Below are 24,108 nucleotides of genomic sequence, written 5' to 3'. Positions count from 1 at the left end.
AGTTCAGGAAGAAACCCATGTCCATCGCCTCCCGCGGCACCGCGCGCCAGCATCTCGTCGCAGTCCGCCTCCTGCTGATCGCCACCGTGGTGCTCGGCATCGCCTACCCGTTCACCGTCACCGGCATCGCCCAGCTGGTCGCCGCCCCTCAGGCGAACGGATCGCTGCTGCGCGATGCGGAGGGCGAAGTCGTCGGCTCGCCACTGATCGGCCAGAGCTTCACCGACGCGGACGGCGGCGCCCTGCCGGAGTGGTTCCAGTCCCGCCCGTCCGCGGCGGGCGACGGGTACGACGGCGGCGCGTCCAGCGGCAGCAACCTCGGGCCTGAGAATCCCGACCTGGTGGAGAGCATCACCGCTCGGCAGGCGGCCATCGCCGAGCTCGACGGGGTCTCCGTCGCCGACATCCCCGCCGACGCCGTCACCGCCTCTGCTTCGGGACTGGACCCGCAGATCAGCCCCGAGTACGCGCTGCTCCAGGCCGACCGGGTCGCGGCGGCTCGCGGGATCCCCACTGCCACGGTGGAAGCCCTGGTGAGGAGTAAAATCGCGGCGGGCGATCTCGGCTACCTCGGAGCACCGACGGTGAACGTGCTCGAGCTCAATCTCGCCCTCGCGCAGATCGGATAGCAGGGTCGATGACCAGGGGGCGATTGCGCGTTCTGCTCGGAGCCGCACCGGGTGTGGGCAAGACCTTCGCCATGCTCGAGGAGGGGCACCGCCTCCGGGCTGCCGGCCGCGACGTGGTGATCGCGATCGTCGAGACCCATGACCGCGCCGCCACCGCAGCTCAGATCGGCGATCTCGATCTGATCCCCCGCCGCTCGGTCGACCATCGTGGAGTCTTGCTCCAGGAGCTCGACGTCGAGGCGGTGCTGCGGCGCGCACCCGATGTCGCCCTCGTCGACGAGCTCGCGCACACCAACGCGCCGGGCTCCGGCGCCGAGAAGCGCTGGCAGGACGTCGACCGCCTGCTCGACGCGGGCATCGACGTGCTCTCCACCGTCAACGTGCAGCACATCGAGAGCCTCAACGACCCCGTCCGCCGGATCACCGGCGTGCAGCAGCGCGAGACCATCCCCGACGCCGTCCTCCGCTCCGCGGACCAGGTCGAGGTCGTCGATCTGGCACCCCAGACCCTCCGCGACCGGCTCAACGAGGGCAAGGTCTACCCCGCCGCCCGCGTCGACGCGGCCCTCTCGAACTACTTCCGGCTCGGCAATCTCACCGCGCTGCGCGAGCTCGCCCTGCTCTGGCTGGCGGACGAGGTCGACGTCGCGCTCCAGCAGTACCGCACCGCCCACGGCATCGCCGAGACCTGGGAGGCGCGCGAGCGGATCGTCGTCGCACTGACCGGCGGGCCGGAGGGTGAGACCCTCATCCGACGCGCCGCACGGATCGCCGCGCGGTCGAGCGGTGGCCAGGTCTACGCGGTGCATGTGAGCGGTCCCGACGGACTGGCCGGATCCGATCCGGCGATCCTCTCCGAGCAGCGGGCACTCGTCGAGAGCCTCGGAGGCAGCTACCACCAGGTGGTGGGCGACCCCATCCCGAGCGCACTCGTCGACTTCGCCCGTGGAGTCAATGCCACGCAGCTCGTGATCGGCTCCAGCAGGCGCAACGCGCTCGCCGCCGTCGTCACGGGGCCCGGCATCGGTGCGACGGTCGTCCGCCTCGCGGGCGACATCGACGTCCACATCGTCACCCACGCTCAGGCGGGTCGGCGTGCGCTGCCGAAGGTCGGCGGAGCGCTCTCCACCCGGCGTCGGGTGATCGGATTCGCTGCCGCCATCGTCGGCCTTCCCCTGCTCACCCTCGCCCTCGAGCAGTTCCGCGCCGACGGCACGATCGGCAGCGACGTGCTCGCCTTCCAGCTCTTCGTCGTGATCGTCGCCCTGATCGGCGGGATCTGGCCCGCATTGTTCTCGGCCGCCTTCGCGGGCTTCCTCTTGGACTTCTTCTTCGTCCATCCGCTCTACACGGTGACGATCGCGTCGCCGAACCAGCTCATCGCGCTGCTGGTGTTCCTCACCGTCGCGACGCTGGTGAGCGTGGTCGTCGATCGAGGGGCCCGGCAGTCGCGGGCCGCCCGTCGCTCGGCCGCCGAAGCCGAGACCCTCGCTGCCGTCGCGGGCAGCGTGCTCGGCGGCCAGGACGCGCTCGAGGCGCTCGTCACCCGACTGCGTGAAGCCTTCGGGGCATCCGAGGTCGTCCTCCGCGAGGGCGAGGCCGTGCTCTACTCGTCGTCCGACCGTGCCCTCGGGCCCGAGGCCGGCGCGCTGCCGGGCGCCGCGCCGCACTCGCGCGCTGGCTCGACCACGGAGGTGCCGATCGGCGACGGAGCGGTCCTCGCTCTCACGGGGAAGGTGCTGCAGGCAGCGGACCGCCGCCTGCTCGGCGCGTTCGCCTCTCAGATGGAGTCCGCGCTCGCGCAGCGCGAACTGGCCAGGGCCGCGGACGCGCTCCGGCCGATCGCCGAGGCGGACCGGCTGCGGACCGCGCTGCTGCTCGCCCTCGGCCACGACCTGCGCCGCCCGCTCGCCGCGGCGACGGCGGCGGTGACCGGGCTGCGCTCCCCCGAGCTGACCTGGACCGCGGCGGATCGCGCCGAGCTGCTCGACACGGCGTCCGAGAGCCTCGGATCGCTGGGCACCCTCATCGGCGACCTGCTCGACGTCAGCCGAATCCAGGCCGGAGCGCTCGACATCACCATCCGACCCACGTCCATCGACGACATCATCATCCGTGCGCTCGACGAGCTCGGTGTGGGCCCGGGCGAGGTCGTGCTCACGCTCACCGCGGATCTGCCTGCGGCCGATGCCGACCCCGCTCTGCTGCAGCGGGTGCTGGTCAACCTGCTGAGCAATGCGCTCCGCTTCTCCCCGCCGGGCAGCGCCCCTCTGGTGACGACGAGCGAGTTCGGCGGCGAGGTCCAGCTGCGGGTGGTGGACACCGGCCCGGGCATCCCCGACCATCGGCGCGACGAGGTTTTCGTGCCTTTCCAGCGGCTCGGCGACACGGACAACACGACCGGCCTCGGCCTCGGTCTTGCCCTGTCCAAGGGCTTCGTCGAGGGCATGGGCGGGCGCATCGAGGTCGAGGACACCCCGGGCGGAGGGTCCACGATGGTGGTCAGCCTCCGATCGAGCGTGGCCCTTCCGGTCGAGCCGACGGGCGAGCCGTCGGGCGCGGGAACGGAGGCACGGTGAAGATCCTCGTCGCAGACGACGACCCGCAGATGGTGCGCGCCCTGCGGATCACGCTGACCGCTCGCGGCTACGACGTCGCGACGGCGGCGGACGGCCGAGAGGCGCTCGACGTCGCCGCGTCGTGGCATCCCGATCTGCTGGTGCTCGACCTGGGCATGCCCGGACTGAGCGGCATCGAGGTGATCGAAGGGGTCCGCGGCTGGTCGAGCGCGCCGATCCTCGTCGTCTCGGGCCGCACCGACTCCGCCGACAAGGTGGATGCCCTCGACGCGGGCGCCGACGACTACGTGACCAAGCCGTTCGCGGCGGACGAGCTGCTCGCCCGGATCCGCGCGCTCTCCCGACGCACTCCGACCGCCGACGACGACGAGCCTGTCGTGACCTTCGACGACGTCGTCATCGACCTGGCGGTGCGTCGCGTGACCAGGGCCGGAGCGGCCGTCCGCCTGACCCCGACGGAGTGGCGGATCCTGGAGGTGCTCGTGCGCAACCCGGGTCGGCTGGTCTCCCGCGAGCACCTGCTCACCGAGGTATGGGGACCCCAGTACACGAGCGACACCGGGTACCTCCGGCTGTACCTGTCCCAGCTGCGCAAGAAGCTCGAGACCACGCCGTCCGCCCCGGCTCACCTGGTGACCGAGCAGGGCATGGGCTACCGCTTCGTCCCGTAGCGCGCCAAGGGCCTCGATACGCGCCGTGAACGGCGCTACTCGACCAACGAATCGCCGGCTCGGTGGCCGAGTAGGGCGGCGCGGGTCCCCATCGGATCACCGCCCCGGTGGTCGAGTCGCGCGCCCCGCGCCCGTATCGAGGCCATCCTCCGCATCCGAACGGCCTCGATTCGGTGCTGACGCGCCTACTCGACCAACGGATCGCTTGCTCAGCCGACCGGCTTCACGTCGATCGTCAGCGCGCGGTGATCCGACAGACCGTCGTCCGAGAGGGTGATATCCGTGACCGCATACTCCTTCGGCACCAGGAAGTAGTCGTTCGCCTGACCCGACTTGCCGTAGGAGACGTACTGCTCGAGCTCGGAGGTCAGCACGTATCCCTCCTTCCACAGCGACCGGTGCCGCTCGAGGTGGTTGATGTTGAAGTCACCCCCGATGATCCGCTTCTCACCGCGTGAGTCGAGGATCCCCAGCACCTCTTCGAGATGGTGGAGCGCATAGTCGTCGCGGATCGACAGGTGGACGTTGGCGAGCTTCCAGATCGAGCCGTCCACGTCGACATCGAGCAGCTGCGCGAGGCGATTGTGCGGATCCGCCTGCTCGTGCCGAAGCACGAGCGCTTCGCTGGCCACGACAGGGTGACGCGAACCGCTAGCGAGTCCCTCCCGGTACGGCTTCCCGTCGGGGCTGGACTGGAGCCGGGTCACCGACGCATGCCGATACGGGAATGGCCGCTTCACCAGGTCATTCAGGAGGTCGGGCTGGATCCGCGGCGAGAGGTCCGGAAGGTAGACGACTTCTTGGAACACCGCGAGATCGGGATCGGTGGCATCGAGATACCCCACGATCCGATCGACCCGCGTCTCCCAGTCGAAGAAGCCCCGCAGGTTGAGGGTGGTGATGCGCATAGCCGAAGACTAGGCCGGACGATCCTGAGAGCTCGTCGGCCCTCGGCTCGATGCGGTGGTGCGTCGTTCTCCGCCAGACTCGACTCACGCTCGTCCATCGGCCGGAGCGGAAGGGAGCCCGTCTATGGGGAACGACGTCGCCACAGATGAGACCTTCCCGAAGCTCAGCCCGGAGGCACTCGCTCGCCTGAGGAGCTACGGGGTGCGTGAGCAGACCGAGGTCGGCCAGCATCTCTACTCGGTGACCGATTCGGACTACGAGATGATCGTCGTGGAGTCGGGATCGATCGACCTGTACCGCGCGGGGAATTCCGCCGCTCCCCTGCGCCTGATCGCGCACCTCTGCCCCGGCGACTTCCTCGGCGAGGTCAGCCTGCTGACCCACCAGCGCATGTTCCTCAAGGCCGCAGTCTCCGAGGCAGGCGCGGTGCACCGACTGTCCCGTGCCGCGTTCGAGCGAATGATGGCCTCCGACACCGAGCTCAACGAGATCGTGCTCACCGCGCTCGTCGGTCGTCGGGAGAACCTGCTGACTTCGGCGGCGTCGAGCATCGTGATCGTCGGCAACGACAGATCCCGCGAGTCGCTGGCTCTGCGCGAGTTCGTCAGCCGGTTCGACATCCCGAATCTCTGGGCCGAGCCCGACAGCGAGCTCGGACTCCGCGAGGCGGCAGAGCACGGTCTGAGCGAGGCGGACCTTCCGTTCGCGATCGTGCCGGACGAGGTGCTCCCCCGTGCCACGCCCGGGTCGCTGTCGGATGCGCTCGGCATCTCCTTCCGCGCCGATCCGGATCGCGACGTCGATCTGGTGATCGTCGGCGGTGGCCCGGCCGGGCTCGCCGCGTCGGTCTACGGCGCCTCGGAGGGCCTGCAGACGGTGCTGCTCGATTCCCTGCTGCCGGGAGGGCAAGCCGGCTCGAGCTCGCGGATCGAGAACTACCTCGGCTTCCCGCACGGGCTCGCCGGTGCTCAGCTGACCCGGCTCGCCACGCTGCAGGCGCTGAAGTTCGGCGCGCAGCTCTACGCGCCATGCCGGGTGTCCGACGTCGCGCGGTCCGGCGACGGCATCCTGGTGACGCTCGCCGATGGGCAGGTCATCCGCAGTCGCGCGGCCATCATCGCAACGGGTGCCGAGTACCGGCGCCTGCCGTTGGACGGCTGGGACGACTTCGAGGGCGCGAGCATCCTCTTCGCGGCGACGGAGGTCGAGGCCCGCGCGTACGCCGGTCAGCCCGTGGCCATCGTCGGGGGCGGCAACTCGGCGGGCCAGGCGGCGCTCTTCCTCGCATCCCGCGGCAGCGCGGTGGATCTCATCGTGCGCGCCGACGATCTGGCCAAGGGCATGTCCGCCTATCTCGTCCGACGCGTGCTCGATCATCCGGGGATCGAGGTGCACACCTCGGCCGAAGTGACCGAGTTGACCGGCGCTGGGGACTGCCTCTCCGAGATCACCGTCAGCTGCGGCGCGTCCGCCTCGCGGCTGAGCTGCGCCGCACTGTTCTGCTTCATCGGCGCCACCCCGGCCAGCGAATGGCTGCCCGGTGTGGCGACCGACGAGAACGGATTCGTCCTCACCGATTCCCGGATCCCCGCGTTCTCGATCGACAGCGAATGGCCGGCCATCGGGCGACTGCCCTTGCCGTTCGAGACGAGCATCCCGGGCATCTTCGCCGTCGGCGACGTTCGAGCGGGCTCGATGAAGCGTCGCGTCGGCCGTCGGCGAGGGCGCGAGCGCGGTCGCATCCGTCAACGCCATGCTCGCCTGATGCGCTGACCCGATCGAGATGCCACCTTCCGTCCCCAAACGACGAGGATGGGGACAGAAAGTGGCATCTCGGGAGGAACAGTGACGTTCTCGATCTGCTCCACCTGTGCGGTGGAGCATGCGGAGCAGCCGGCCGTCTGCCCGATCTGCGACGACGAGCGGCAATGGGTGCCCGAGGGCGGTCAATCGTGGACGACCCTCGCCGAACTTGTCGCCTCTGGCACACGCGGGTCCGTGGCCGAGCTCGAGCCGCACCTGTACGGCATCGCCTCCCAGCCTGCGGTCGGGATCGGACAGGTCAGCAAGCTGGTCGCTACTGCGGACGGCAACGTCCTCTGGGACCCGATCGGATTCGTCGACGACGAGCTCGCCGCTCGGGTGCATGCGCTGGGTCCGGTGGTCGCGATCGTCGCGAGCCACCCCCACATGTTCGGCGTCCAGGTGGAGTGGAGCCGCGCCCTCGGGGGCGTGCCCGTGCTCGTGGCCGAGGCGGACGCGCAGTGGATCCAGCGCCCAGATGCCGCAATCGAGCTCTGGTCGAAGCCCACCTCAGTCGTGCCTGGCGTCACCATCGCACAGCCGGGCGGGCACTTCCCGGGCTCGGCGGTAATGCATTGGGCGCAGGGCGCCGATGGTCGCGGCGTGCTGCTCTCGGGCGACACCATCTTCGCCAACTCCGACCGCCGCACGGTGAGCTTCATGCGCAGCTTCCCGAATCACCTGCCCTTGTCGGCGTCCGTCGTCGAGCGGGTCGCGTCCTACGTCGAGCGCTTCGACTTCGATCGCCTCTACGGCAACTTCGACAACGTCATCCCCTCCGACGCCAAGTGCGTCCTGCGACGATCCGCGGATCGCCATATCGGCTGGGTGCGGGGCGACTTCGACCACTTGACGTAACGATGCGAGATGCCACTTTCCGTCCCTATGAGGGCCTCATAAGGACGGAAGGTGGCATCTCGATTCATTGCGGGCAGAGAAAAGCGCCCTCGGTCCGGAGACCGAGGGCGCTGGCTGAGCTGGAGATGCACTCGTCAGCTCAGGCGTGAGGCCGCATCGACCTCAGCCTTGGCGTGCCTTGAACCTGGGGTTGAGCTTGTTGATCACGTACGTGCGCCCATGGCGACGGATGATCTGCGAGCCCTGCATCCTCTTCATCGAGCCCAGTGAATTGCGAACCTTCATAACCGCTCCTTCCGACCTTCTGTACAACCTCGGACGCCACTCGTGCATTCCCTCGAAGCGGCCCCGACCGCCCCCGAAACCGGGTTGACTGGGGCGGTGACCGAGCCCGACGACGCGTACGAGCACGCGATCCGCGACCCTGCCTTCCGAGCCAGATTCGCGGCGGCCTACCGCGGCGAGCACAACGCTCTGGATGCCCTCTGGTGGATGGTGCATCCGCTCGAGCCGTCCCCTCGCGGCCTCATCGCGCCGGCGGCTCTCCGCCGCGATCTGCAGCGGGCGGTGTACTCGGCGAAAAGCGCAGAGCCGGCCGGATCGAACGGATCGAACGCTGCAGCCGAGAGCCTGCACGCCCTCGAAGCCTCCATCGCCGCTGAACGCGTCGAGGTGTCCCGCGCGCTCGAGCTCGTCGACGTCGAGGACTCGATCCTGGATGCGCCCTCGGCCCCCGACGTAGACGGAGATCAAGGAGCGGGCGGCGGAACGGAGGAACGCGCCTTCGGTGGCAGAGGTGATGTCCCCGCCGACGAACTCCCCCGACGTCGCGGCGCGATCCGGCGACCGCTGCTCGTCGCGCTGCTGCTCGTGGGCGCGATCGCCATCGGAGCGTCCGGTCTGCTCCTCCGTCCGGTCGTCGACTCCGCCTTCGCAGAACCGGTCGAAGCCGCGGATGTCGCCATCTTCGACAGAGCTCAACAGCCCAGCGACCTGCCGAGCGAGACGGCCATCACCGAACTGGCCTATGCCGACATCGCGATCGACTCGCTGCGGCGGCTCAGCCTCAACCCGTCGATCGCAGCACCCGAGCCCACCAACCGGGCATACCTCGCCCGCGACCTCACGGATCGGGTCTGCCTGTTCGTGCTCGACGACGTCGTCGCGTTCGCGATGGGATGCGTGACCGAGGAGCAGTTCCGCGTCGACGGTCTTCGAGTGGTCTGGACGACCAGCGAGCGGCTTCGGCTTGGCGGCGATCCGGAGGATGCCACCCGCAGCGTCACCGTCGCGCCCAACGGCTCCGTGGTCTCGACCCTGGCACCGAGATTCCCGGCGAGCACCGGCTACCGGTCGAGCATCAACGGCTGAGCGGCTCCGCGCGCTGAGGAAAGGCGATCGAGATGCCACTTTCCGTCCCTAAAAGCCGCGAATAGGGACGGAAAGTGGCATCTCGATGGCCTGGAGCCCTGGCGGGGAGTGCTCAGGCGTCGGGGGCGGTCGGATTCTATGACGGAGGCGGGCCTGCCCATAGGGCCGGCGGCTGGCCCGTCACTCCGGGGCGGAAGGTGAAGAGGCGCCCGGAGAGCGGCCGGGCCGCCTTCTGCTCCTCGGACAGGCCCTTGCTCGCGGTCGTGATGACGAGCGTGGCGAGGTCGGGCCCGGCGAAGGTCACGCTCGACGGCTGCAGCGCCGGCACCTCGATAGCCGCGACCAGCTCGCCGGACGGCGAATAGCGGTTCACTCGTCCGATGCCCCACATCGCGACCCAGAGGTGGTCGTCGCTGTCCATCGTCATTCCGTCGGGATGTCCGTCGGTGGTGACGAGGAAGACCTTCCGCTCCCCCATCGCCCCGCTTCCCGGGTCGTAGTGGCGGACGTAGATGGTCTTCCGAAGGGTGTCTGTGCTGAAGAATCTGCTTCCGTCGCTGCTCCACCCGAGCCCGTTGGACAGCGTGAGGTCGGAGTCTATGACGACCAGGCGGCCGTCGGAGCCGAGGACCAGCAGCTCTTCGGTCTCCGACACCTCGTCGAAGTCGAGGGTTCCGATGATGTAGCGGCCGGCGGGGTCGGGTTTGCCGTCGTTGAGCCGGCGGTTCGAGCCGGCGGGGATCACCCGCGGCCCGTCGACGAGCTCACCGTCGGGGCGGCGGTAGAGGAGCGTCTCCTGCCCGGCGATGATCCATGCGCCGCTCTCGGCGGACGCGACGGCGCCCACCATGTGCGGGAACTCCAGTCGGTCGTCGACGGCGATCGTCCCGTCCGCCTGCAGCCGCCCCCGCAGGACCAGCCCGCGGAGGATGTCGACCCAGAGCAGCTGCTGTCGAGGCGCATCCCAGAACGGACCTTCGGCGAGCAGGTGCTCCTCGTCGAGGGCGAGCTCTGCCGTGCCGAGCAGTCGGGGGGATCGGTCGTTCATCCCTCCATCCTGCCGCCGATCAGAGCCGCCGAATTGCCGGATATGGCTCTCAAGAGGCGCGCAACGGAGCCACTTCTGGCAATTCGACGCTCAGAATCGGGTGAGGAAGTCGAGCAGGATCGCGTTGAAGCGTCTGGGCTGCTCGATGTTGGTCGCATGGCCGTCGTGCGCGATGACGACCGACGTCGCCGACGCTGTGAGCGCGGCCGACGCGGCGGCATGGGCGCTCGGCCACATCTCGCTCTCCGCACCGGCAATGAAGAGGATCGGAACCGAGCTCCCGGCGATGACGGGGCGCCAGTCGGCGTGGGCGTGGTCGCCGAGCAGCTCCAGCTCGCCGGGCGTCAGCCCCTTCTCGCCCTTCTCGCCGTCCATGGAGCTGCGCATGGCGCGGATCAGCCGCACCAGTCGGATGCCTCGCCGCCACAGCGGCGTACCGTGACCGGTGCTCGGGATGGACTCGGCGAAGAACGTGTCGACATTGTCCTCGGTGTATCCGTAGTAGCCGTACGGCCAATCTGCGGAGTTCAGCATCTTGGGCGTCTGGTCGACGATGACGACACCGGCGATGCGGTCCTATCCGAAGTCCTTGAGATGAGCCCACACGGTGTTGCCACCCATCGACTGGCCGACCAGAACCGCGCCCCGCAGATCGAGCTCGACCAGCAGCTGCTCGAGATCCGCCGCGCGACGGGCCATGCTGTGGCCGAAGTCGGGGCACTCCGAGGTGCCGTGTCCGCGCAGATCCACGCTGATGACCCGGTACCCGGCGGCTTCGAGGGCGGGCGTCTGGTACAGCCAGCTGGCCCGTGCGGCCTTGAAGCCGGCGATCAGCACGACAGGCACGCCGCCCGGCGCACCCGACTCGGTGTAGTCGAGGCGGACGCCGTCGTCGGTCGTGATGGAGGTCATGCCTCGCCTCGCGTTCTCGCGTCGGAGGCACCAGAACCCGTCCGGGCGCGCTGATCCGGGAACGCCTTGCCGGGATTGAGCAGCCCCGCGGGATCGAGCGCGTCCTTGATCGCACGATGCATGGCCAGCACTCGTGGCTCGAGCTCCTGCGCGGCGCCGGGAAGCTTGAGCAGGCCGACGCCGTGCTCGCCCGTCACCGTGCCGCCGAGCGCCAGGCAATCCGCGACGATCTCATCGAAGGCTTCCTTGGCTCGGGCCTTCGCTGCCTCGTCGCCGACCGGGGCGATGATCAGCGGATGCAGGTTGCCGTCGCCGGCGTGCGCGATGTTCGCGATGACGACGTCGTGACGCTCAGCCGTCGCCTGGATCCGGCCGAGCATCTCGGGCACCCTGCCGCGCGGCACGCAGACGTCCTCGGTGAGCACGGGCCCGAGACGCTCGAGTGCGGGATAGGCGAGGCGCCGGGCGAGGAACAGCCGATCGACCTCGTCCTGCTCGGTCGCGAGCTCGACATGCACTCCCCCGGCGAGCGCGAAGATCTCGGCGATGCGCTCGGCGAGCGCCAGTCCCGTGGATCCGGGCTCGTCGACCTTGGCCATCAGGAGGGTGTCGACGTCGGAGGGCAGACCGAAGCCCTGCCAGTCCTCGACGGCGCGGAGGCACATCCGATCGATCAGCTCGAGCGCGGATGGCACGATGCCGGCCGATGCGACGCCCGCAACGGCATCTCCCGCAGCCGTCAGCGAGGGGAAGTACCCGACGATGGCGCGCTCCTCGCGCCCGGCGAGCGGGAGCAGCTTGACCGTCACCTCGGTGATGATCCCGAGCGTGCCCTCCGAGCCGATCATCAGCGCCGTGAGGTCGTAGCCAGTCACCCCCTTCGCCGTGCGCCGACCCAGGCGGACGGTCTGTCCGTCGGCGAGCACGACGGTCAGGCCGAGGATGTAGTCGCGAGTCACGCCGTACTTCACGCAGCAGATGCCACCCGCGTTGGTAGCCGCGTTGCCGCCGATGGTCGAGATGGCGTAGCTCGCAGGATCGGGTGGATACCAGAGGCCCTGCTCGGCGACGGCGATCCGCAGCGCGTTGTTGATCACGCCCGCCTGCGCGACGGCGAGTCGCTCGCCGACGTCGATCTCGAGCACTCGGTCCATTCTCTCGAGGGATACGACGATGCAGTCGGCCACGCTGTTCGCGCCACCGGAGAGGCCCGTGCCCGCGCCGCGAGCAACCACGGCGAGACCATTGGCCCCGGCGAAGCGCACGGTGGCCGCGACGTCGTCCGTGCTCGTCGCGAGAACGACCGCGAGCGGCGGCACGAACGGCGCCCACTCGGCGTCGTCATGGCTGTAGTCGGCGAGCGCTGCCGAACCGACGAGCACGGCTCCCTCGGGCAGAAGCGCGATCAGCTCGCGCAGGGCGAGCTCGGCCGCGAGGTCGATGCCTCCCGCCGATGGAGTCGCGGTGGTCGGATGCGGCATGGATGCAGTCCTCATCGATCGATTCGGCGCTGATCGACGCCGTCCGCCCACGCTAGCCCGACCGGCCGACGCACGCTGGAGAGCCGAACCCCAGTGGCATCGGAACAGGATGGGCCGAGCCCGACCTCTGCCCCATCACGGGAACGCAGTCCTGCACCCGTCTGGGGAAGGGCACAGGATCGCCGTCCTAGGGTCGGACCATGAAGCTCACGAAGTACACGCATGCCGCGGTCGTCCTGGAGAAGGACGGCAAGAACCTCGTCATCGACCCGGGCGCGTACACCCCCGACTCCCCCGCCCTCGTGAAGGCGGCGGACGCCGTGATCTTCACGCACGACCACCCCGATCACATCGATGACGCCGCGATCGAGGGCATCGACGTCCCGATCTACGCCTCGGCCGAGACCGTCTCCCGGCTCGGTCGCGGAACGGTGCTTTCCGACGGGGACACCGTGCAGGTCGCTGGCTTCGAGGTGACCGTCTACGGCGCGAAGCATGCGCCGATCTGGGGAGACATTCCGGGCAACGACAACGTGGCCGTGCTCATCGACGGCACCGTCTACCACCCGGGCGACTCCTATGTCGTGCCCGGCGTCCCGGTGGACACCCTGCTGGTGCCGACCAGCGGCCCGTGGTGGAAGCTCGGCGAGGCGATCGATTTCGTGCAGGCCGTGAAGCCGCGCCAGTCCATCGAGATCCACGAGCTGATGGCGTCCGATGCAGGCCGTGGGATGACCGCGCAGATGCTCGGCGGCGCCGGCGGCGTGCCGCTGCAGACCATCACCCCCGGAGACTCCGTCACCATCTGAGCTCCCGGGCTCCTCCCGCAGTATCCATCCCATCAGGTCTGACGGATACCCCGCTCAGACCCCAACGAAGAGAGTCGACATGCCCACACGCACCGCCCGCACCGCATGGAACGGCAGCCTCGAGACCGGAGAGGGCCAGGTCGAGCTCACGAGCTCGAAGCTCGGCACCTATGACGTGTCGTTCCCGAAGCGCGCCTCCGAAGACGCCAACGGCTTCACCAGCCCGGAGGAGCTGCTCGCCGCGGCCCATTCGGCCTGCTTCGCGATGCAGTTCTCCGCTGTGCTCGGCGCCGCCGGCGGCACCGTCGAGGCGCTCGAGGTGAAGGCCGACGTCTCGCTCGGCCCCGACCCGGCAGGCGGATTCCAGCTGACGGGCATCCACCTCACCGTGCGGGGCGAGGTCACCGGGATTGACGCAGCCCAGTTCCTCGAGGCCGCCCAGTCCGCCAAGGAGGGCTGCCCGGTCAGCAAGGCTCTCACCGGGGTCGAGATCACTCTGGACGCCGAACTCGACTCCTGACTCGATTCCTGAGTCGACCCCTTCAGAACGACAGCGCCCGGACGCACCTGCAGAGGTGCATCCGGGCGCTTCCGCATCTCGAGGGCGGTGCTCAGAAGGTGCGCGCCAACGGATCGAAGTCGGCCGGGATCGCGCCCAGCTCCGGCACGGTGCTCTCGACCGCGACGATCCGATTCGAGGCAGCGGACTCCTCGATCGCGAGCAGGGTGTCGAGCACGTGGTAGCCGAGCTCGCCGCTCGCGACATGCGGACGACCGTCGCGGATGGCGCGCGCCATGTCCAGCAGTCCGAGTCCTCGGCCCACCAGCACGCCCTCCTGCTCGATCTCGATCCCCTGCTGAACGGCCATCTCCCCCGCGCCGGTGACCATCTCAGCCACCGCACCGTAGGGACGGATCACCGAGATGCTGCCGCCGAACGTGTTCGGATCCGGGATCGTCAGGGTGCCCTCCGTTCCGCTGACCTCGAAGAAGCCCGCGCGACGAAGCGCCGAGTCGGTGCTGTAGAGGCTCGATGCCTGCCCGCCGCCCTCGAACTGCATGAGCACGGACACGGTGGACGGGATCTCGACGGGGAACTCGGTGCCCGCGAGCTCGCCGACCTGCACGGTCCGGGTGGCGTGCGGCGTCTGGCCGAGGGCGACGACGGAGGCCACCGGTCCGAACACGTGCACGAGCGTCGAGACGTAGTACGGACCCATGTCCAGCAGCGGTCCGCCGCCGACCGCGTAGAGGAAGGCCGGGTTGGGGTGGAAGATCTCCGGGCCCTGCCACTGGAAGGCTGTCTGGGCGAAGAGCGGGCGGCCGATGACGCCCGCCTCGATGGCGCGCTTGGCGGTCTGCACTCCGGGGCCGAGGACCGTGTCCGGGGCGATGCCCACGCGCAGTCCCAAGGCGGCCGCCGTCTCGAGCAGCTTCTTCGAGCTCTCGCGGTCGACGCCGATGGGCTTCTCGCTCCAGACATGCTTGCCTGCCGCCAGGATCGACAGCGAGACGTCGACATGCACAGCCGGGATGGTCAGGTTGACGACGATGTCGATCTCGGGATCGCCGAGGACCGCGTCGACGCCGCCGGAGTTCGGGACGCCGTACTTCTCGGCCTGACTCGCGGCCCGTGCCTCGTCGAGGTCGCCGATCGCGAGCACCTCGAGATCCGGGAAGGTCGTGAGGTTCTGGAGGTACTGGTCGCTGATGTTTCCCGCGCCGATGATGCCGACGCCGAATGAACCGGATGCGGTGACCATCAGGCGGCCGATCCGTTCGCGCCCTGGCCGGCGAGAGACTGGCCGGCGACAGACTGGCCGGCGACAGACTGGCCGGCGAGGAACTGGAAGGACTGGGCGATGGCCGCATAGATGTCGCCATCGAAGTGGTCGAACTCGACGACCGCGTACTCGATGCCCGTGACCGCCTCGAGGGCGGCGGCCAGCGGCACGTTGCCCTGACCCGCAGGGAGCTGATCGGCCGGCGGGTACTTCGTCACCAGCTCGGGGTCGAGCGATCCGTCCTTGACGTGCACGGCCTTGACGCGCTCGCCGAGCCTGGCCAGCAGCGCGGGGACGTCGACGCCTGCACGGGCCGCCCAGTAGAGGTCGACCTCGAGCGCCACATCGTCGGTGAGCAGGCTCGCGAGCACCTCGAGTCCCGTGACCCCGTCGAAGCTCGCCTCGAGCTCGTGGGCATGGTTGTGGTAGCCGACGCGCAGACCGTGATCCTTCGCGATGGCCGCTGCTGCGTTGAGCAGCCTCGCGGTCTCCTCGATCTGCTCGACCGTGGTCCATCGATCGGGGGCGGTGTACGGGTCGATGACCAGGGACATCCCGAGGGTCTTGGCTGCGGCGAACACCACTTCAGGCGCGGGCACAGGGACCGTGCTGCCGGAGCCGTCGGGGTTCACGAACGAGGTGGAGGCCAGGAATGCATGGCCGGTCGGCGAGGAGAGTCCGTGGGTGGCGAAGGCCGCAGCGAGCGCGTCGGCGCGGCGCACGAAGTCATACGGCTCGACGGCGGTGAAGCCCGCCTCGGCCACCTTCGCGAGCGTGCCGTCCATATCGGCCTCGAGGGCCGCATTGACGGTGAACAGTTGGACGGAAGTTGTGGGTGACATGGGAGCTCCTCGTGCGAATCACCGTTGACGGGGCCATAGGACGGCGGCCGATCGGAACGCTATCACGAAAACCTCCAGATGGAGCTTTGTTCGGATAGAGTGCTCGCATGCCCACCGACGGAAGCCCCAGCGAGGGTGAGGGCGCCCGCGGCACCTATGCGAAGGGTGTCGCGCGACGCCAGGAGATCCTCGATCGCGCCATCGAGGTCTTCGCGGAGCGCGGCGCAGCGGGCACGTCGCTGCGGGCGATCGCGCAGGCGATCGGCGTCTCCCATGCGGCACTGACGCACTACTTCACCTCTCGCGAAGCACTGCTCGTCGAGGTGTATCGCGAGGCAGAGCGCAGGAAGAATCCAGCCGAACCGCCCGTCGATCGGCCGTCTCCCGTCGAGGGGATGGCGAGATCCGCCGAACGGAACAGGTCGGTGCCCGGTCTGGTGCAGCTCTACTCCACGCTCGTCGCGACCGCCCTGGAGGACGGCCACCCCGAGGCGACCGCTTTCGCGACGGAACGCTTCGCCCGCGTGCGCTCCAACATCGCGCGGGAGATCCGGGCGCTGCAGGCATCCGGCGAGATGCGCGCCGACCTCGACCCGGAAGCCGCAGCCGCACTGGTGATCGCCGCGTCGGACGGACTGCAGATCCAATGGCTGCTCGACCCGTCCGTCAAGCAGGATGCCGCACTCGCCCTGCTGTCGCACCTCTTCACCGACCCACAGCACTGAGTCGGAGTCGAGAAAAGCCCCCGATCCTCCTCGCAATCCGCCCCTCGATACAGCTGAGCGGTCGGAATAGAGTGAAGCGATGGCTCAGCACGATCCCGACCCAGACGATGCCGAGCGGGACGAGGTAATCGCCGTCGCGTTGGAGCTGATCGCCCTGACCGGATACTCGGCCTCGACGACATCAGAGCTCGCGGCGGCGGCCGGTCTGCCAGAGGCCCAGCTGATCGATCTCTTCGGGTCGCGCGAAGCGCTCTTCGCGGAGGTCATCCGCCGTCGCGACGAGCTGGACGCCGGCCAGTTCGTCGGTGAGCTCGGCCCTACCGTCGCCGACTTCGGTCGCACGATCGGCCGACTCGTCCGGCAGAACTCCCGAGTGCCCGGCCTCGTGCAGCTCTTCTCCAGTGTGATCGCCGAGGCCACGCCCGCAGACCATCCGTCCCACGGGTTCGTCGTCGACCGCTATCGGCAGGCGGACACCATGGTCACCGACGCCCTCGAGCGCATCGTCGGCGACGGATACGCGGACCGCGACATGCCGTCGCCGATGATCGCGGTGCTGCTGACGTCGTTGATCGACGGCCTGCAGACGCAATGGCTCTACGACCGTCGCCTGGACATGGGCGCACACATCGAGCTCTTCTGCCGGCTGGTCGACAATTCCTACCGAGTCACTCCCAACGCGGGTCCCCGAGCGAACCCGGATGACGCTCCGGAAGCGCCTTCGGAAACCGGCCGAACGGCCGAGGTCAGCGAGAGCTGACGGCGCGCCGACGGAAGACCAGAACGCGACTCCTGCCACTGGGCAGGACCAGTGCGCTGAGCTCCTCGTCGACGCTCCAGTCGAAGGCGTCCTGGGCGCGGTACGCATCCCATGCTCCGGCCTCCGACTCGTGGGCACCGACCACGGCGATGTAGGTCTGCACGCTCGGCGTCTCGAAGACGGCTCGCTCGAAGAGGTTCCCGGGAGGCGGCCACGAGCAGACCACCGTCGCCGGAGAGTGCATGCGCAGGGCGGTGCGGGCGTCCGCTCGTTCGACGTCGTCCGCGTAATCGATGGTCGAGGCCCAGCTGTGGTCATCAGTGGCATGGGCCGCCGCCCCGGCGTCGCGGAGGAAGCGCGTGAGCGTGCCGTCCCCCGCCGCGATCTCGAGCACGGCCCCCGGCTGTGCAGAGCCTACGGCGCGCGCCATCCCAGCGATCCGGCGCACGAAGGCGCCCGAGTAGAAGCAGTAGATGCCGTTGGGGCGGACCAGCGCCATCAGGCGGCGGCGCTCCCAGGCGAGGGGCCAGGCGATCCGATAGGCGCCCATCGACACCGGCTTCCGACGCAGGCCCTTCTCGAAGAAGACCCGCTGCAGCAGCCAGCCGTTGAGCAGCCCGAAGCGGACGCGCCCTTCCTCGACTCCGGATTCGGATCGGACGGCAACCGCTTGCAGCAGCCGGAGCGTCATGTGCGATCGGACTCTGTCCGATACTCGCGCTGCCTCGCTCTGCATCCGGTCGGCGGGTCGACCGCGCTGCGCGCCGAGTCGACGGGCCAGCTCCGCCCCGCCGCCGGCACCTCCCGCCGCCGCCTGCTTCACCTCGCCCATCGCCTGCTGCCACTCGGCAGGGAAGCGTGCCGCGACGTCCTCGAGGGAGGGATTCGTCGCCAGCCAGCGCTCGATCGCGACGAGCGATCGCTTGGCCGGGGATCGCTGCTCGGTGCTCACGCCTGCAGGCTAAGCCGAAGAACGCGCCGAACCGGGCACCGCGCGCCACTACGGACATAACGCACTGGCACCCGACCGCGTTTCGTCCGCAGCACCGCGTGCAGCTCCGCCTCCAGCACCAGGTGAACGACGAAGGCGCCGCCCGTGTGGACGACGCCTTCTGCTGTTGTGGTGGACCCGAGGGGATTCGAACCCCTGACCCCCTGCATGCCATGCAGGTGCGCTACCAGCTGCGCCACGGGCCCATCGACCCCCGTGGAGGCCTCGTCAACATTACTACATGCTTCGACCGTCGGCTTGCGCTGGGCCGTTCACGCGCGACCATGCGCAGGACGCCGGCGGAGGCCAAGGAAAAGGACCGGATCCTTAGCGGATCCGGTCCTTCCTCATTCCGGCGAACTCAGCCGCTCTTGCGGCGGAACTCCCGCTTGTGGTCGCTCGGACCGTGGGTGCTGTGGATCGCCGACTCGCCATCCAGGTGCGCCTCACCGCGCTTGGCGGCGTTGGCGTTCTTGCGATCCAACGCCTCGCGGAACTTGCGTTTCGTCTCCTCGGCGGCCTCTGCGGCCGCGCCTTCCGTCTCCGTACTCATGGCTTCAGCGTAACCACGCACCCTCCTGTGAGTTCAAGGGCGGATCGGCGAGGTATCAGCGACCTCGGTTCGGGGCGGAGGCACGGGGTTGGGACAATCGAGGCATGGTGCAGCAGGCGGAGCCGATCACGATCTCGATCGTGCGCAGGGTCGATCCCGATCGATCGAAGGAGGCCGCCGCGTGGGCGCGTGCCGGCCAGGAGCTGATGAGCGCACAGCCTGGGTACCTCGGATCCGGTTGGGTCCGCCCCGACGTCGACTCCCCCGACTGGCACATGCTGTATCGCTTCGCCGATGGTGAGAGCCTCGCCGCGTGGGAGCGATCGGGCGAACGCGAGTGGTGGGTCGCCAGTGCCGTCGGCATCGCCGAGGATGCCCACAGCGAGCGTCGTACCGGGATCGAGGGCTGGTTCGATGAGCCGGCGACCGTCGAGGTGTCCCCGAGCAGGCCGGCCATTCCGCCGCGCTGGAAGCAGATGGTCAGCATCGTGCTGGTCTTCTATCCGCTGAGCCTGCTCGCGCAGCTGTTCCTCGCGCCGCTCACGGTCGACTGGCCGCTGGCGCTCCGCGTCCTGCTGACGGTCGCGGTGCTCTCGCCGGTCATGACCTATCTGGCGCTGCCGCTCGTCACCCGGCTTCTGCGGCCGTGGCTTCAGAAGCGCAGACCGGAGCAGCTCATCCGCTAGCGGCTTTAGGCTTTGCACGGATCAGGGCCTTGCCCCCGAAATCTGCTGGTTCGGGCACCGAAGAGCCCCCAAGAGGACAGGATCCCCTGATCGGTGCGAGATCCCCTGATCCGCGCAACGAGCTGGATCGGCGAGGGAGCTACTCCCCCTGGCGGACCGGCAGGGTGATCGGGATGACCGGGCAGTCGCGCCACAGTCGCTCGAGCGAGTAGTACATCCGGTCGTCCTCGTGGAAGACGTGGACGACGATGTCGCCGAAGTCGAGGAGCACCCAGCGGCCCTCGGATCGGCCCTCCCGACGGAGGGCCTTCGTGCCCGCCTCGGCGAGCTTGTCCTCGATCTCATCCACGATCGCGAGCACATTGCGCTCGTTGCGCCCCGTGATGAGCAGGAATGCGTCGGTCAGCGGAAGCGGTCCGGTCACGTCGAGTGCGACGAAATCGGTTCCGTTCTTGGCATCGGCCGCGGCGGCCGCGAGCTGGATCAGGTGGACCGCGTGGTCCGATGCGCCGGAAGGAGAAATCAGAAGAGCCTCAGAACGTAGCTGCCGAAGAGCAGGGCGATCACGCCGACCGCCATGACTGCCGCCGTGATGGCGAGCACGGTGGGAAGCATACCCCCGCGACGCTTGCGCGGGCTGACCACGCTGCGAGTGGAGGTATGGGTGGCCACGGCCCGTGCGGCGCGGACCGGCACGACATCCGAGGTCTGGTGATCCTGATCCTCGAAGATCCGGTCGATCTCCGCGGAGTCGTACATGTCCGAGGCGCCGGTCGAGGACAGGCTGCGCGGGAGGTCGAGCTGCCCGGTCGCCATGATCTCGCCGGTGCTGTTCAGAGCATTGAAGAGGTCGGGCTGCGGATCGTTCGACATGATCAGCGCGTTCCCGGACGAGCCGGTGCTGCCCACGTCGCGCGAGAGCAGACCGTCGAAGGGCAGGTGGTCGTCGTGATCGTCGACCTGCGTCGACCAGTGACCGGTCGGCGGCGTGAAGGGACGCTCGGAGCGGACCGGCTGCGGCTGGCGCTGCGGCATCGGCGGCTGAGGTGCCTCACGGGGACCGCCGGCCTGCTGGATCATCGCCTCGAAGCCCTGCAGGGCCGCTTCCGACTTGCCGTATGCGGGCTGGCCGAACTGCTGTCCGTACTGCTGATCACCGTACTGCTCGGGATCGGGCGCCTGATAGGCCTGCGGCTCGTAGAACGGCTGGGCAGGTGCGGGGGCGGCGGCCTGCGGACGCACGGGTGCCGGCGCCTGAGCAGGCGGCGTAGAGCGCATGACGTTGACCGGAACGGTGCGAGGAGCGACCTCGTCGAAGTCGTGCTGCTGCGATTCGGCCTGGCGCTGCGCCTGACCCGGGAACTGAACCGTGGGCCGTGCGAACGGCGGCTTGGGCAGAGTGGGAGCCGGGAGGTCGGCGGACAGCGCGCGCTTCTCGATCGCCGACATCTCGACGGTCGCGGTCTCCTCGAACGGCACGTAGCCACCCGACGAGTACGGATTGGGTGACTGCTGCGGCGCCGGAGCGGCGGAGAACGCGGCAGGGGCCGGACGCAGCGGCACCTGCTGGCCGGCTGCGCTGCGCTGCGGCTCGGACTGCCACGGCGGGGCCGGCGGCTGGGAGACCTGCGGGCTCAGCTGCGCCGCGGAGAACGGTCCCACCTGACCGGTCTCGCGGATCTGGCGGAGCTCGCGACGGGACAGCGTGTGCTCCGTCGGCGCGGACGATTCGGGCTCAGGAGCGGCGGGAGCTGCGTGCGACCTGCGGCCGTAGGGCTCGCCGGTGATCTCGGCAGCCGCGTTGCGCTGCGGGGCGACCGGCTGCTGAGCGGACCGATTCCCCTGATCGGAGGCACCTTGGGGACCGTCGACGAGCATCGAGGAACCGCGCGGACGGCGGGTGTTCTCGACCGAGTACGACGGCACGCTGGGGCGCCCCTGTGTCAGGTACGAGAGGGGCTCCGACGGATAGTCGGTGTCCGAGACCGATCGCCCGGTGCGGCGCTCGGCGTCGGAGGCCACATCGCTCAGCTGCGATGCGGCCTTGCGCGAGATCGTGTCCCAGATGTTGCCGGAGGCGTTGACGTCGTAGATCTCCGAGGGGTGCTGCCCGAGGGCGCCATCCGTCTCGCGCTGATCGACGGCGGCTTGACGCTCGGCATCGCGCGCCTCTCGGCGGCTGGCAGGAGGAGCTGACTGGGCATACGCCGTTCCCTGGCGCTCCCGCTGTTCATTCCACAAAGTCATGAAGTACTCCGATACAGGTGGTGCTTGGAGATGTACTGCACGACGCCGTCGGGAACGAGATACCAGACGGGAAAACCCCTCTCCACACGACTACGGCAGTCGGTGGACGATATCGCCAGCGCCGGAACTTCAAGCCAGCTTACGTCGCCCTCTGGAAGATCACTGAGCGACACGACGTGTCCTGGACGACTGACCGCGACGAAATGCGCGAGATCCCAGAGCTCCTGCACGTTCTTCCAGGTGAAGATCTGCGCGACGGCGTCCGCACCCGTGATGAAGACGAAATCGGCGTCCGGCCGGGCCTTCTTCAGGTCGCGAAGGGTATCGATCGTGTAGGTCGTCTCATGCCGATCGATGTCCACCCGCGAGACGGTGAAGCGGGGGTTGGCGGCGGTCGCGATGACCGTCATCAGATAGCGGTGCTCGGCCTCGGTCACGACCCGCTTGTGCGGGGGCATGCCGGTCGGCACGAAGATGACCTCATCGAGGTCGAACGACTGCGCAACCTCGCTGGCGGCGACGAGGTGGCCATGGTGGATGGGGTCGAAGGTTCCACCCATCACTCCGATTCGCGGACGACGATGCCCGGGATCGATGTCCACGAAGCTCAGGCTCCGGACGAGCCGCCGTGGCTTCCGCCGGAGGAGCGGACGTTCTTGTCATTGTGCCGATTGGCCACGTTGCGGTAGCTGAAGAACACGAAGCCCAGGACCGCGAACAGGGAGATCGCGATGATCCCGAATACGAGAGGAGGGAACGGCAGCTCGATGCGAGCAGCTCCCTCTGCGAGCACCACAGCGGCAAGCGACATTCGTTTCTCCGATCAGGTTCAGCAGCCTCAGTCTACTGAGCACGCCTGTCGACGAACGCGCACACTCCGGCCGGCGCGCAGCGTGCCGCATCCGGACCCGACAAGGCTCCAGCTCAACAGGGCTTCGATACGGCCCTGCCTCCGGCGGGGCCCTACTCGGCCACCGGACGCGAGGGCATCCCGATGGCTGAGCCGGGCGCAAAGCGCCCGAGTCGAAGCCCACCAGATAAGGCTCCCGCTCAACAGGGCGTCGAGACGACCCTGCCTCAGGCGGCCTACTCAGCCACCGAGAGAGAGAACCCCGGTGGCTGAGCCGGGCGCGAAGCGCCCGAGTCGAAGCCCACCCGATCGATCACGGGCGGATCTGGCCCGTTCCGCGCACGAGCCACTTGGTGCTGGTGAGCTCCTGCAGCCCCATCGGACCTCGGGCGTGCAGCTTCTGCGTAGAGATGCCGACCTCGGCGCCGAAGCCGAACTCGCCTCCGTCGGTGAACCGGGTGGATGCGTTGACCATCACCACCGCGGAGTCGACCTCGGCGAGGAAGCGCTCGGCGTTGGCGAGGTCATTGGTGATGATCGACTCGGTGTGATGGGTGGACCAGCGGGCGATGTGCTCGAGCGCACCGTCGAGGTCGTCGACGATGGCGACGGCCAGATCGAGCGAGTAGTACTCGGCCGCCCAGTCCTCATCGGTCGCACGGACCGAATCGGGGTAGAGAGTCCGCACGTCGGCGTCGCCGTGGATGGTCACGCCCGCCCCGCGGAGACGATCGAGCACGGGGCCGAGCACGCGCGGGGCGGCGGCCCGGTTCACGAGCAGGGTCTCGAGCGCGTTGCAGACGCTGACCCGCTGCACCTTGGCGTTGTGCACGATGTCGACGGCGAGCTGCTCATCCGCGCTCTCATCGAGGTAGATGTGCACGACTCCGGCACCCGTCTCGATGACCGGGACGGTCGATTCGGCCACGACGGCATTGATCAGCTCGGCGCTGCCGCGCGGGATGAGCACATCGACGAATCCGCGGGCGCGCATCAGCTCACGGGCACCATCGCGTCCGAACTCGTCCACCGTCTGCACGCTGTCGGCCGGGAGGCCGGACGACGCGATCGCCGTGCGCAGGACATCGACGAGCACGAGGTTGGTGTTCTCCGCGGCGGATCCCCCGCGGAGCACGGCGGCGTTGCCGCTTTTCAGAGCGAGTGCGGCGATGTCGACCGTCACATTGGGGCGGGCCTCGTAGATGGCGCCGACGACGCCGAACGGAACACGGACCTGACTGAGCTTGAGCCCGTTGGGCAGCGTGCTGCCGCGCACCGACTCCCCCACCGGGTCGACGAGAGCCACCACATCGAGCACCGCATCGGCGAGTGCGCCGAGACGCTTCTCGTCGAGCGCGAGCCGGTCCCGCAGCCCAGCGGACAGTCCGTTCGCATCGGCGTTCTCAAGATCCCGCGCGTTCGCGGCGACGATCCGATCGGACTCGGCGAGCAGCGCGGACGCGATGGCCTCGAGGGCGCGGTTCTTCGTCGCGGCCGTGGCGGTCGCCAGAACCGTGGATGCGCGCTTGGCGGCGGCGAAGCGCTCTGCCAACGGGACGAGCGCGGCTGCAGTGGTTACGGACATGAGAAGGATTCTAGA

26 protein-coding genes and 1 tRNA gene are annotated in these 24,108 nt (G+C 68.9%); 11 read left to right on the top strand and 16 right to left on the bottom strand.

What is annotated here, in order from left to right; all coding sequences use genetic code 11:
• The first annotated feature begins 17 nt into the window (after positions 1 to 17).
• From kdpC to E6C64_RS18190, 3 genes are read left to right on the top strand one after another with little or no spacing between them, the layout of a single operon-like run.
• Positions 18 to 629 carry a potassium-transporting ATPase subunit KdpC gene (gene kdpC / locus E6C64_RS18200; RefSeq protein WP_136429159.1) on the top strand — a complete coding sequence of 204 codons (612 nt, stop codon included), beginning with the start codon at positions 18 to 20 and terminating at the stop codon, positions 627 to 629.
• 8 nt (positions 630 to 637) lie between these two features.
• Positions 638 to 3,208 (top strand): DUF4118 domain-containing protein, encoded by a 2,571-nt coding sequence (locus E6C64_RS18195; protein ID WP_136429157.1) that lies wholly within the window; start codon positions 638 to 640, stop codon positions 3,206 to 3,208.
• On the top strand, positions 3,205 to 3,879 hold the full coding sequence (locus E6C64_RS18190) for a response regulator (protein WP_136429155.1): 675 nt from the start codon (positions 3,205 to 3,207) through the stop codon (positions 3,877 to 3,879). The genes E6C64_RS18195 and E6C64_RS18190 overlap by 4 nt, the downstream gene beginning before the upstream one ends.
• Before the next feature lie 209 nt (positions 3,880 to 4,088).
• Here E6C64_RS18190 and E6C64_RS18185 read toward each other — a convergent pair whose 3' ends face one another.
• Complete coding sequence (locus E6C64_RS18185) at positions 4,089 to 4,787, bottom strand: endonuclease/exonuclease/phosphatase family protein (protein WP_136429153.1); 699 nt, start codon at positions 4,785 to 4,787, stop codon at positions 4,089 to 4,091.
• A gap of 124 nt (positions 4,788 to 4,911) precedes the next feature.
• On the opposite strand from E6C64_RS18185, the gene E6C64_RS18180 reads away from it, so the two are divergent.
• Together E6C64_RS18180 and E6C64_RS18175 are read left to right on the top strand one after the other, a co-directional pair.
• Complete coding sequence (locus E6C64_RS18180) at positions 4,912 to 6,561, top strand: FAD-dependent oxidoreductase (protein WP_136429151.1); 1,650 nt, start codon at positions 4,912 to 4,914, stop codon at positions 6,559 to 6,561.
• 39 nt (positions 6,562 to 6,600) lie between these two features.
• Positions 6,601 to 7,449: an MBL fold metallo-hydrolase gene (locus tag E6C64_RS18175; protein ID WP_199241094.1), complete on the top strand. Its 849-nt coding sequence runs from the start codon at positions 6,601 to 6,603 to the stop codon at positions 7,447 to 7,449.
• Positions 7,450 to 7,611: 162 nt separating this feature from the next.
• Here the strand turns inward: E6C64_RS18175 and ykgO are convergent, their stop codons facing one another.
• A complete protein-coding gene (ykgO, locus tag E6C64_RS18170) occupies positions 7,612 to 7,734 on the bottom strand; it encodes a type B 50S ribosomal protein L36 (RefSeq protein ID WP_136429149.1) in 123 nt (40 codons plus the stop codon).
• A gap of 96 nt (positions 7,735 to 7,830) precedes the next feature.
• Between ykgO and E6C64_RS18165 the strand changes: the two genes are divergently transcribed.
• Positions 7,831 to 8,820: a hypothetical protein gene (locus E6C64_RS18165; protein ID WP_136429147.1), complete on the top strand. Its 990-nt coding sequence runs from the start codon at positions 7,831 to 7,833 to the stop codon at positions 8,818 to 8,820.
• A 136-nt stretch (positions 8,821 to 8,956) separates the two neighbouring features.
• Here E6C64_RS18165 and E6C64_RS18160 read toward each other — a convergent pair whose 3' ends face one another.
• The 4 genes from E6C64_RS18160 to E6C64_RS18150 form a co-directional block, all read right to left on the bottom strand.
• Positions 8,957 to 9,868, bottom strand: coding sequence for an SMP-30/gluconolactonase/LRE family protein (locus E6C64_RS18160; RefSeq protein WP_136429145.1), 912 nt, complete (start codon positions 9,866 to 9,868; stop codon positions 8,957 to 8,959).
• Between the two features lie 90 nt (positions 9,869 to 9,958).
• The gene (locus tag E6C64_RS19495) at positions 9,959 to 10,402 is read right to left on the bottom strand and encodes an alpha/beta fold hydrolase (RefSeq protein WP_233255719.1); all 444 of its coding nucleotides are present in this window, start codon (positions 10,400 to 10,402) and stop codon (positions 9,959 to 9,961) included.
• Positions 10,403 to 10,444: 42 nt separating this feature from the next.
• Positions 10,445 to 10,780, bottom strand: a complete 336-nt coding sequence (locus tag E6C64_RS19490) for an alpha/beta fold hydrolase (protein WP_233255718.1) — start codon at positions 10,778 to 10,780, stop codon at positions 10,445 to 10,447.
• Positions 10,777 to 12,276, bottom strand: a complete 1,500-nt coding sequence (locus E6C64_RS18150) for an FAD-binding oxidoreductase (RefSeq protein ID WP_233255717.1) — start codon at positions 12,274 to 12,276, stop codon at positions 10,777 to 10,779. The genes E6C64_RS19490 and E6C64_RS18150 overlap by 4 nt, the downstream gene beginning before the upstream one ends.
• A 185-nt stretch (positions 12,277 to 12,461) precedes the next feature.
• Between E6C64_RS18150 and E6C64_RS18145 the strand changes: the two genes are divergently transcribed.
• On the top strand, positions 12,462 to 13,070 hold the full coding sequence (locus E6C64_RS18145) for an MBL fold metallo-hydrolase (protein ID WP_136429143.1): 609 nt from the start codon (positions 12,462 to 12,464) through the stop codon (positions 13,068 to 13,070).
• Between the two features lie 79 nt (positions 13,071 to 13,149).
• Complete coding sequence (locus tag E6C64_RS18140) at positions 13,150 to 13,590, top strand: OsmC family protein (protein ID WP_136429141.1); 441 nt, start codon at positions 13,150 to 13,152, stop codon at positions 13,588 to 13,590.
• A 91-nt stretch (positions 13,591 to 13,681) separates the two neighbouring features.
• On the opposite strand, the gene E6C64_RS18135 is transcribed toward E6C64_RS18140, so the two are convergent.
• Positions 13,682 to 14,833 (bottom strand): Gfo/Idh/MocA family protein, encoded by a 1,152-nt coding sequence (locus E6C64_RS18135; protein ID WP_136429139.1) that lies wholly within the window; start codon positions 14,831 to 14,833, stop codon positions 13,682 to 13,684.
• Positions 14,833 to 15,696: a sugar phosphate isomerase/epimerase family protein gene (locus E6C64_RS18130; protein ID WP_136429137.1), complete on the bottom strand. Its 864-nt coding sequence runs from the start codon at positions 15,694 to 15,696 to the stop codon at positions 14,833 to 14,835. Before E6C64_RS18130 ends, E6C64_RS18135 begins: the two co-directional genes overlap by 1 nt.
• Before the next feature lie 107 nt (positions 15,697 to 15,803).
• Here E6C64_RS18130 and E6C64_RS18125 point away from each other — a divergent pair, with 107 nt between their 5' ends.
• Positions 15,804 to 16,421 (top strand): TetR/AcrR family transcriptional regulator, encoded by a 618-nt coding sequence (locus tag E6C64_RS18125; protein WP_136429135.1) that lies wholly within the window; start codon positions 15,804 to 15,806, stop codon positions 16,419 to 16,421.
• A gap of 79 nt (positions 16,422 to 16,500) precedes the next feature.
• On the top strand, positions 16,501 to 17,181 hold the full coding sequence (locus E6C64_RS18120; RefSeq protein WP_136429133.1) for a TetR/AcrR family transcriptional regulator: 681 nt from the start codon (positions 16,501 to 16,503) through the stop codon (positions 17,179 to 17,181).
• Here E6C64_RS18120 and E6C64_RS18115 read toward each other — a convergent pair.
• The 3 genes from E6C64_RS18115 to E6C64_RS18105 form a co-directional block, all read right to left on the bottom strand.
• Positions 17,168 to 18,133, bottom strand: coding sequence for an SAM-dependent methyltransferase (locus E6C64_RS18115; RefSeq protein WP_136429131.1), 966 nt, complete (start codon positions 18,131 to 18,133; stop codon positions 17,168 to 17,170). The genes E6C64_RS18120 and E6C64_RS18115 overlap by 14 nt on opposite strands.
• 169 nt (positions 18,134 to 18,302) lie before the next feature.
• A tRNA-Ala gene (locus E6C64_RS18110) sits at positions 18,303 to 18,378 on the bottom strand.
• Positions 18,379 to 18,533: 155 nt separating this feature from the next.
• Positions 18,534 to 18,725 carry a DUF5302 domain-containing protein gene (locus E6C64_RS18105; RefSeq protein WP_136429129.1) on the bottom strand — a complete coding sequence of 64 codons (192 nt, stop codon included), beginning with the start codon at positions 18,723 to 18,725 and terminating at the stop codon, positions 18,534 to 18,536.
• Positions 18,726 to 18,829: 104 nt separating this feature from the next.
• Here E6C64_RS18105 and E6C64_RS18100 point away from each other — a divergent pair, with 104 nt between their 5' ends.
• On the top strand, positions 18,830 to 19,411 hold the full coding sequence (locus E6C64_RS18100; protein ID WP_199241093.1) for an antibiotic biosynthesis monooxygenase: 582 nt from the start codon (positions 18,830 to 18,832) through the stop codon (positions 19,409 to 19,411).
• 139 nt (positions 19,412 to 19,550) lie between these two features.
• Here E6C64_RS18100 and rsfS read toward each other — a convergent pair whose 3' ends face one another.
• The 5 genes from rsfS to E6C64_RS18075 form a co-directional block, all read right to left on the bottom strand.
• Positions 19,551 to 19,934 (bottom strand): ribosome silencing factor, encoded by a 384-nt coding sequence (gene rsfS / locus E6C64_RS18095; protein ID WP_136429127.1) that lies wholly within the window; start codon positions 19,932 to 19,934, stop codon positions 19,551 to 19,553.
• Positions 19,934 to 21,658, bottom strand: coding sequence for a hypothetical protein (locus E6C64_RS18090; RefSeq protein ID WP_136429125.1), 1,725 nt, complete (start codon positions 21,656 to 21,658; stop codon positions 19,934 to 19,936). Before E6C64_RS18090 ends, rsfS begins: the two co-directional genes overlap by 1 nt.
• On the bottom strand, positions 21,655 to 22,254 hold the full coding sequence (gene nadD, locus E6C64_RS18085; protein ID WP_269846392.1) for a nicotinate-nucleotide adenylyltransferase: 600 nt from the start codon (positions 22,252 to 22,254) through the stop codon (positions 21,655 to 21,657). The genes E6C64_RS18090 and nadD overlap by 4 nt, the downstream gene beginning before the upstream one ends.
• Before the next feature lie 11 nt (positions 22,255 to 22,265).
• A complete protein-coding gene (locus E6C64_RS18080; protein ID WP_136429123.1) occupies positions 22,266 to 22,469 on the bottom strand; it encodes a hypothetical protein in 204 nt (67 codons plus the stop codon).
• A gap of 352 nt (positions 22,470 to 22,821) precedes the next feature.
• On the bottom strand, positions 22,822 to 24,093 hold the full coding sequence (locus E6C64_RS18075; protein ID WP_136429121.1) for a glutamate-5-semialdehyde dehydrogenase: 1,272 nt from the start codon (positions 24,091 to 24,093) through the stop codon (positions 22,822 to 22,824).
• Between the last annotated feature and the right edge of the window lie 15 nt (positions 24,094 to 24,108).

This window comes from Naasia lichenicola, from assembly GCF_004801885.1.
Taxonomy (GTDB): domain Bacteria; phylum Actinomycetota; class Actinomycetes; order Actinomycetales; family Microbacteriaceae; genus Naasia; species Naasia lichenicola.
This window is presented reverse-complemented; position numbering and strand designations above follow the sequence as displayed.

Bases quoted from the DNA above. Each gene is read 5' to 3' on its own strand.
- kdpC (WP_136429159.1), top strand. From the start codon at position 18: ATGTCCATCGCCTCCCGCGGCACCGCGCGCCAGCATCTCGTCGCAGTC.
- E6C64_RS18195 (WP_136429157.1), top strand. From the start codon at position 638: ATGACCAGGGGGCGATTGCGCGTTCTGCTCGGAGCCGCACCGGGTGTG.
- E6C64_RS18185 (WP_136429153.1), bottom strand. From the start codon at position 4,787: ATGCGCATCACCACCCTCAACCTGCGGGGCTTCTTCGACTGGGAGACG.
- E6C64_RS18180 (WP_136429151.1), top strand. From the start codon at position 4,912: ATGGGGAACGACGTCGCCACAGATGAGACCTTCCCGAAGCTCAGCCCG.
- E6C64_RS18175 (WP_199241094.1), top strand. From the start codon at position 6,601: ATGGGGACAGAAAGTGGCATCTCGGGAGGAACAGTGACGTTCTCGATC.
- ykgO (WP_136429149.1), bottom strand. From the start codon at position 7,734: ATGAAGGTTCGCAATTCACTGGGCTCGATGAAGAGGATGCAGGGCTCG.
- E6C64_RS18160 (WP_136429145.1), bottom strand. From the start codon at position 9,868: ATGAACGACCGATCCCCCCGACTGCTCGGCACGGCAGAGCTCGCCCTC.
- E6C64_RS19495 (WP_233255719.1), bottom strand. From the start codon at position 10,402: ATGCTGAACTCCGCAGATTGGCCGTACGGCTACTACGGATACACCGAG.
- E6C64_RS19490 (WP_233255718.1), bottom strand. From the start codon at position 10,780: ATGACCTCCATCACGACCGACGACGGCGTCCGCCTCGACTACACCGAG.
- E6C64_RS18150 (WP_233255717.1), bottom strand. From the start codon at position 12,276: ATGAGGACTGCATCCATGCCGCATCCGACCACCGCGACTCCATCGGCG.
- E6C64_RS18145 (WP_136429143.1), top strand. From the start codon at position 12,462: ATGAAGCTCACGAAGTACACGCATGCCGCGGTCGTCCTGGAGAAGGAC.
- E6C64_RS18140 (WP_136429141.1), top strand. From the start codon at position 13,150: ATGCCCACACGCACCGCCCGCACCGCATGGAACGGCAGCCTCGAGACC.
- E6C64_RS18135 (WP_136429139.1), bottom strand. From the start codon at position 14,833: ATGGTCACCGCATCCGGTTCATTCGGCGTCGGCATCATCGGCGCGGGA.
- E6C64_RS18130 (WP_136429137.1), bottom strand. From the start codon at position 15,696: ATGTCACCCACAACTTCCGTCCAACTGTTCACCGTCAATGCGGCCCTC.
- E6C64_RS18125 (WP_136429135.1), top strand. From the start codon at position 15,804: ATGCCCACCGACGGAAGCCCCAGCGAGGGTGAGGGCGCCCGCGGCACC.
- E6C64_RS18120 (WP_136429133.1), top strand. From the start codon at position 16,501: ATGGCTCAGCACGATCCCGACCCAGACGATGCCGAGCGGGACGAGGTA.
- E6C64_RS18105 (WP_136429129.1), bottom strand. From the start codon at position 18,725: ATGAGTACGGAGACGGAAGGCGCGGCCGCAGAGGCCGCCGAGGAGACG.
- E6C64_RS18100 (WP_199241093.1), top strand. From the start codon at position 18,830: ATGGTGCAGCAGGCGGAGCCGATCACGATCTCGATCGTGCGCAGGGTC.
- E6C64_RS18090 (WP_136429125.1), bottom strand. From the start codon at position 21,658: ATGACTTTGTGGAATGAACAGCGGGAGCGCCAGGGAACGGCGTATGCC.
- E6C64_RS18080 (WP_136429123.1), bottom strand. From the start codon at position 22,469: ATGTCGCTTGCCGCTGTGGTGCTCGCAGAGGGAGCTGCTCGCATCGAG.
- E6C64_RS18075 (WP_136429121.1), bottom strand. From the start codon at position 24,093: ATGTCCGTAACCACTGCAGCCGCGCTCGTCCCGTTGGCAGAGCGCTTC.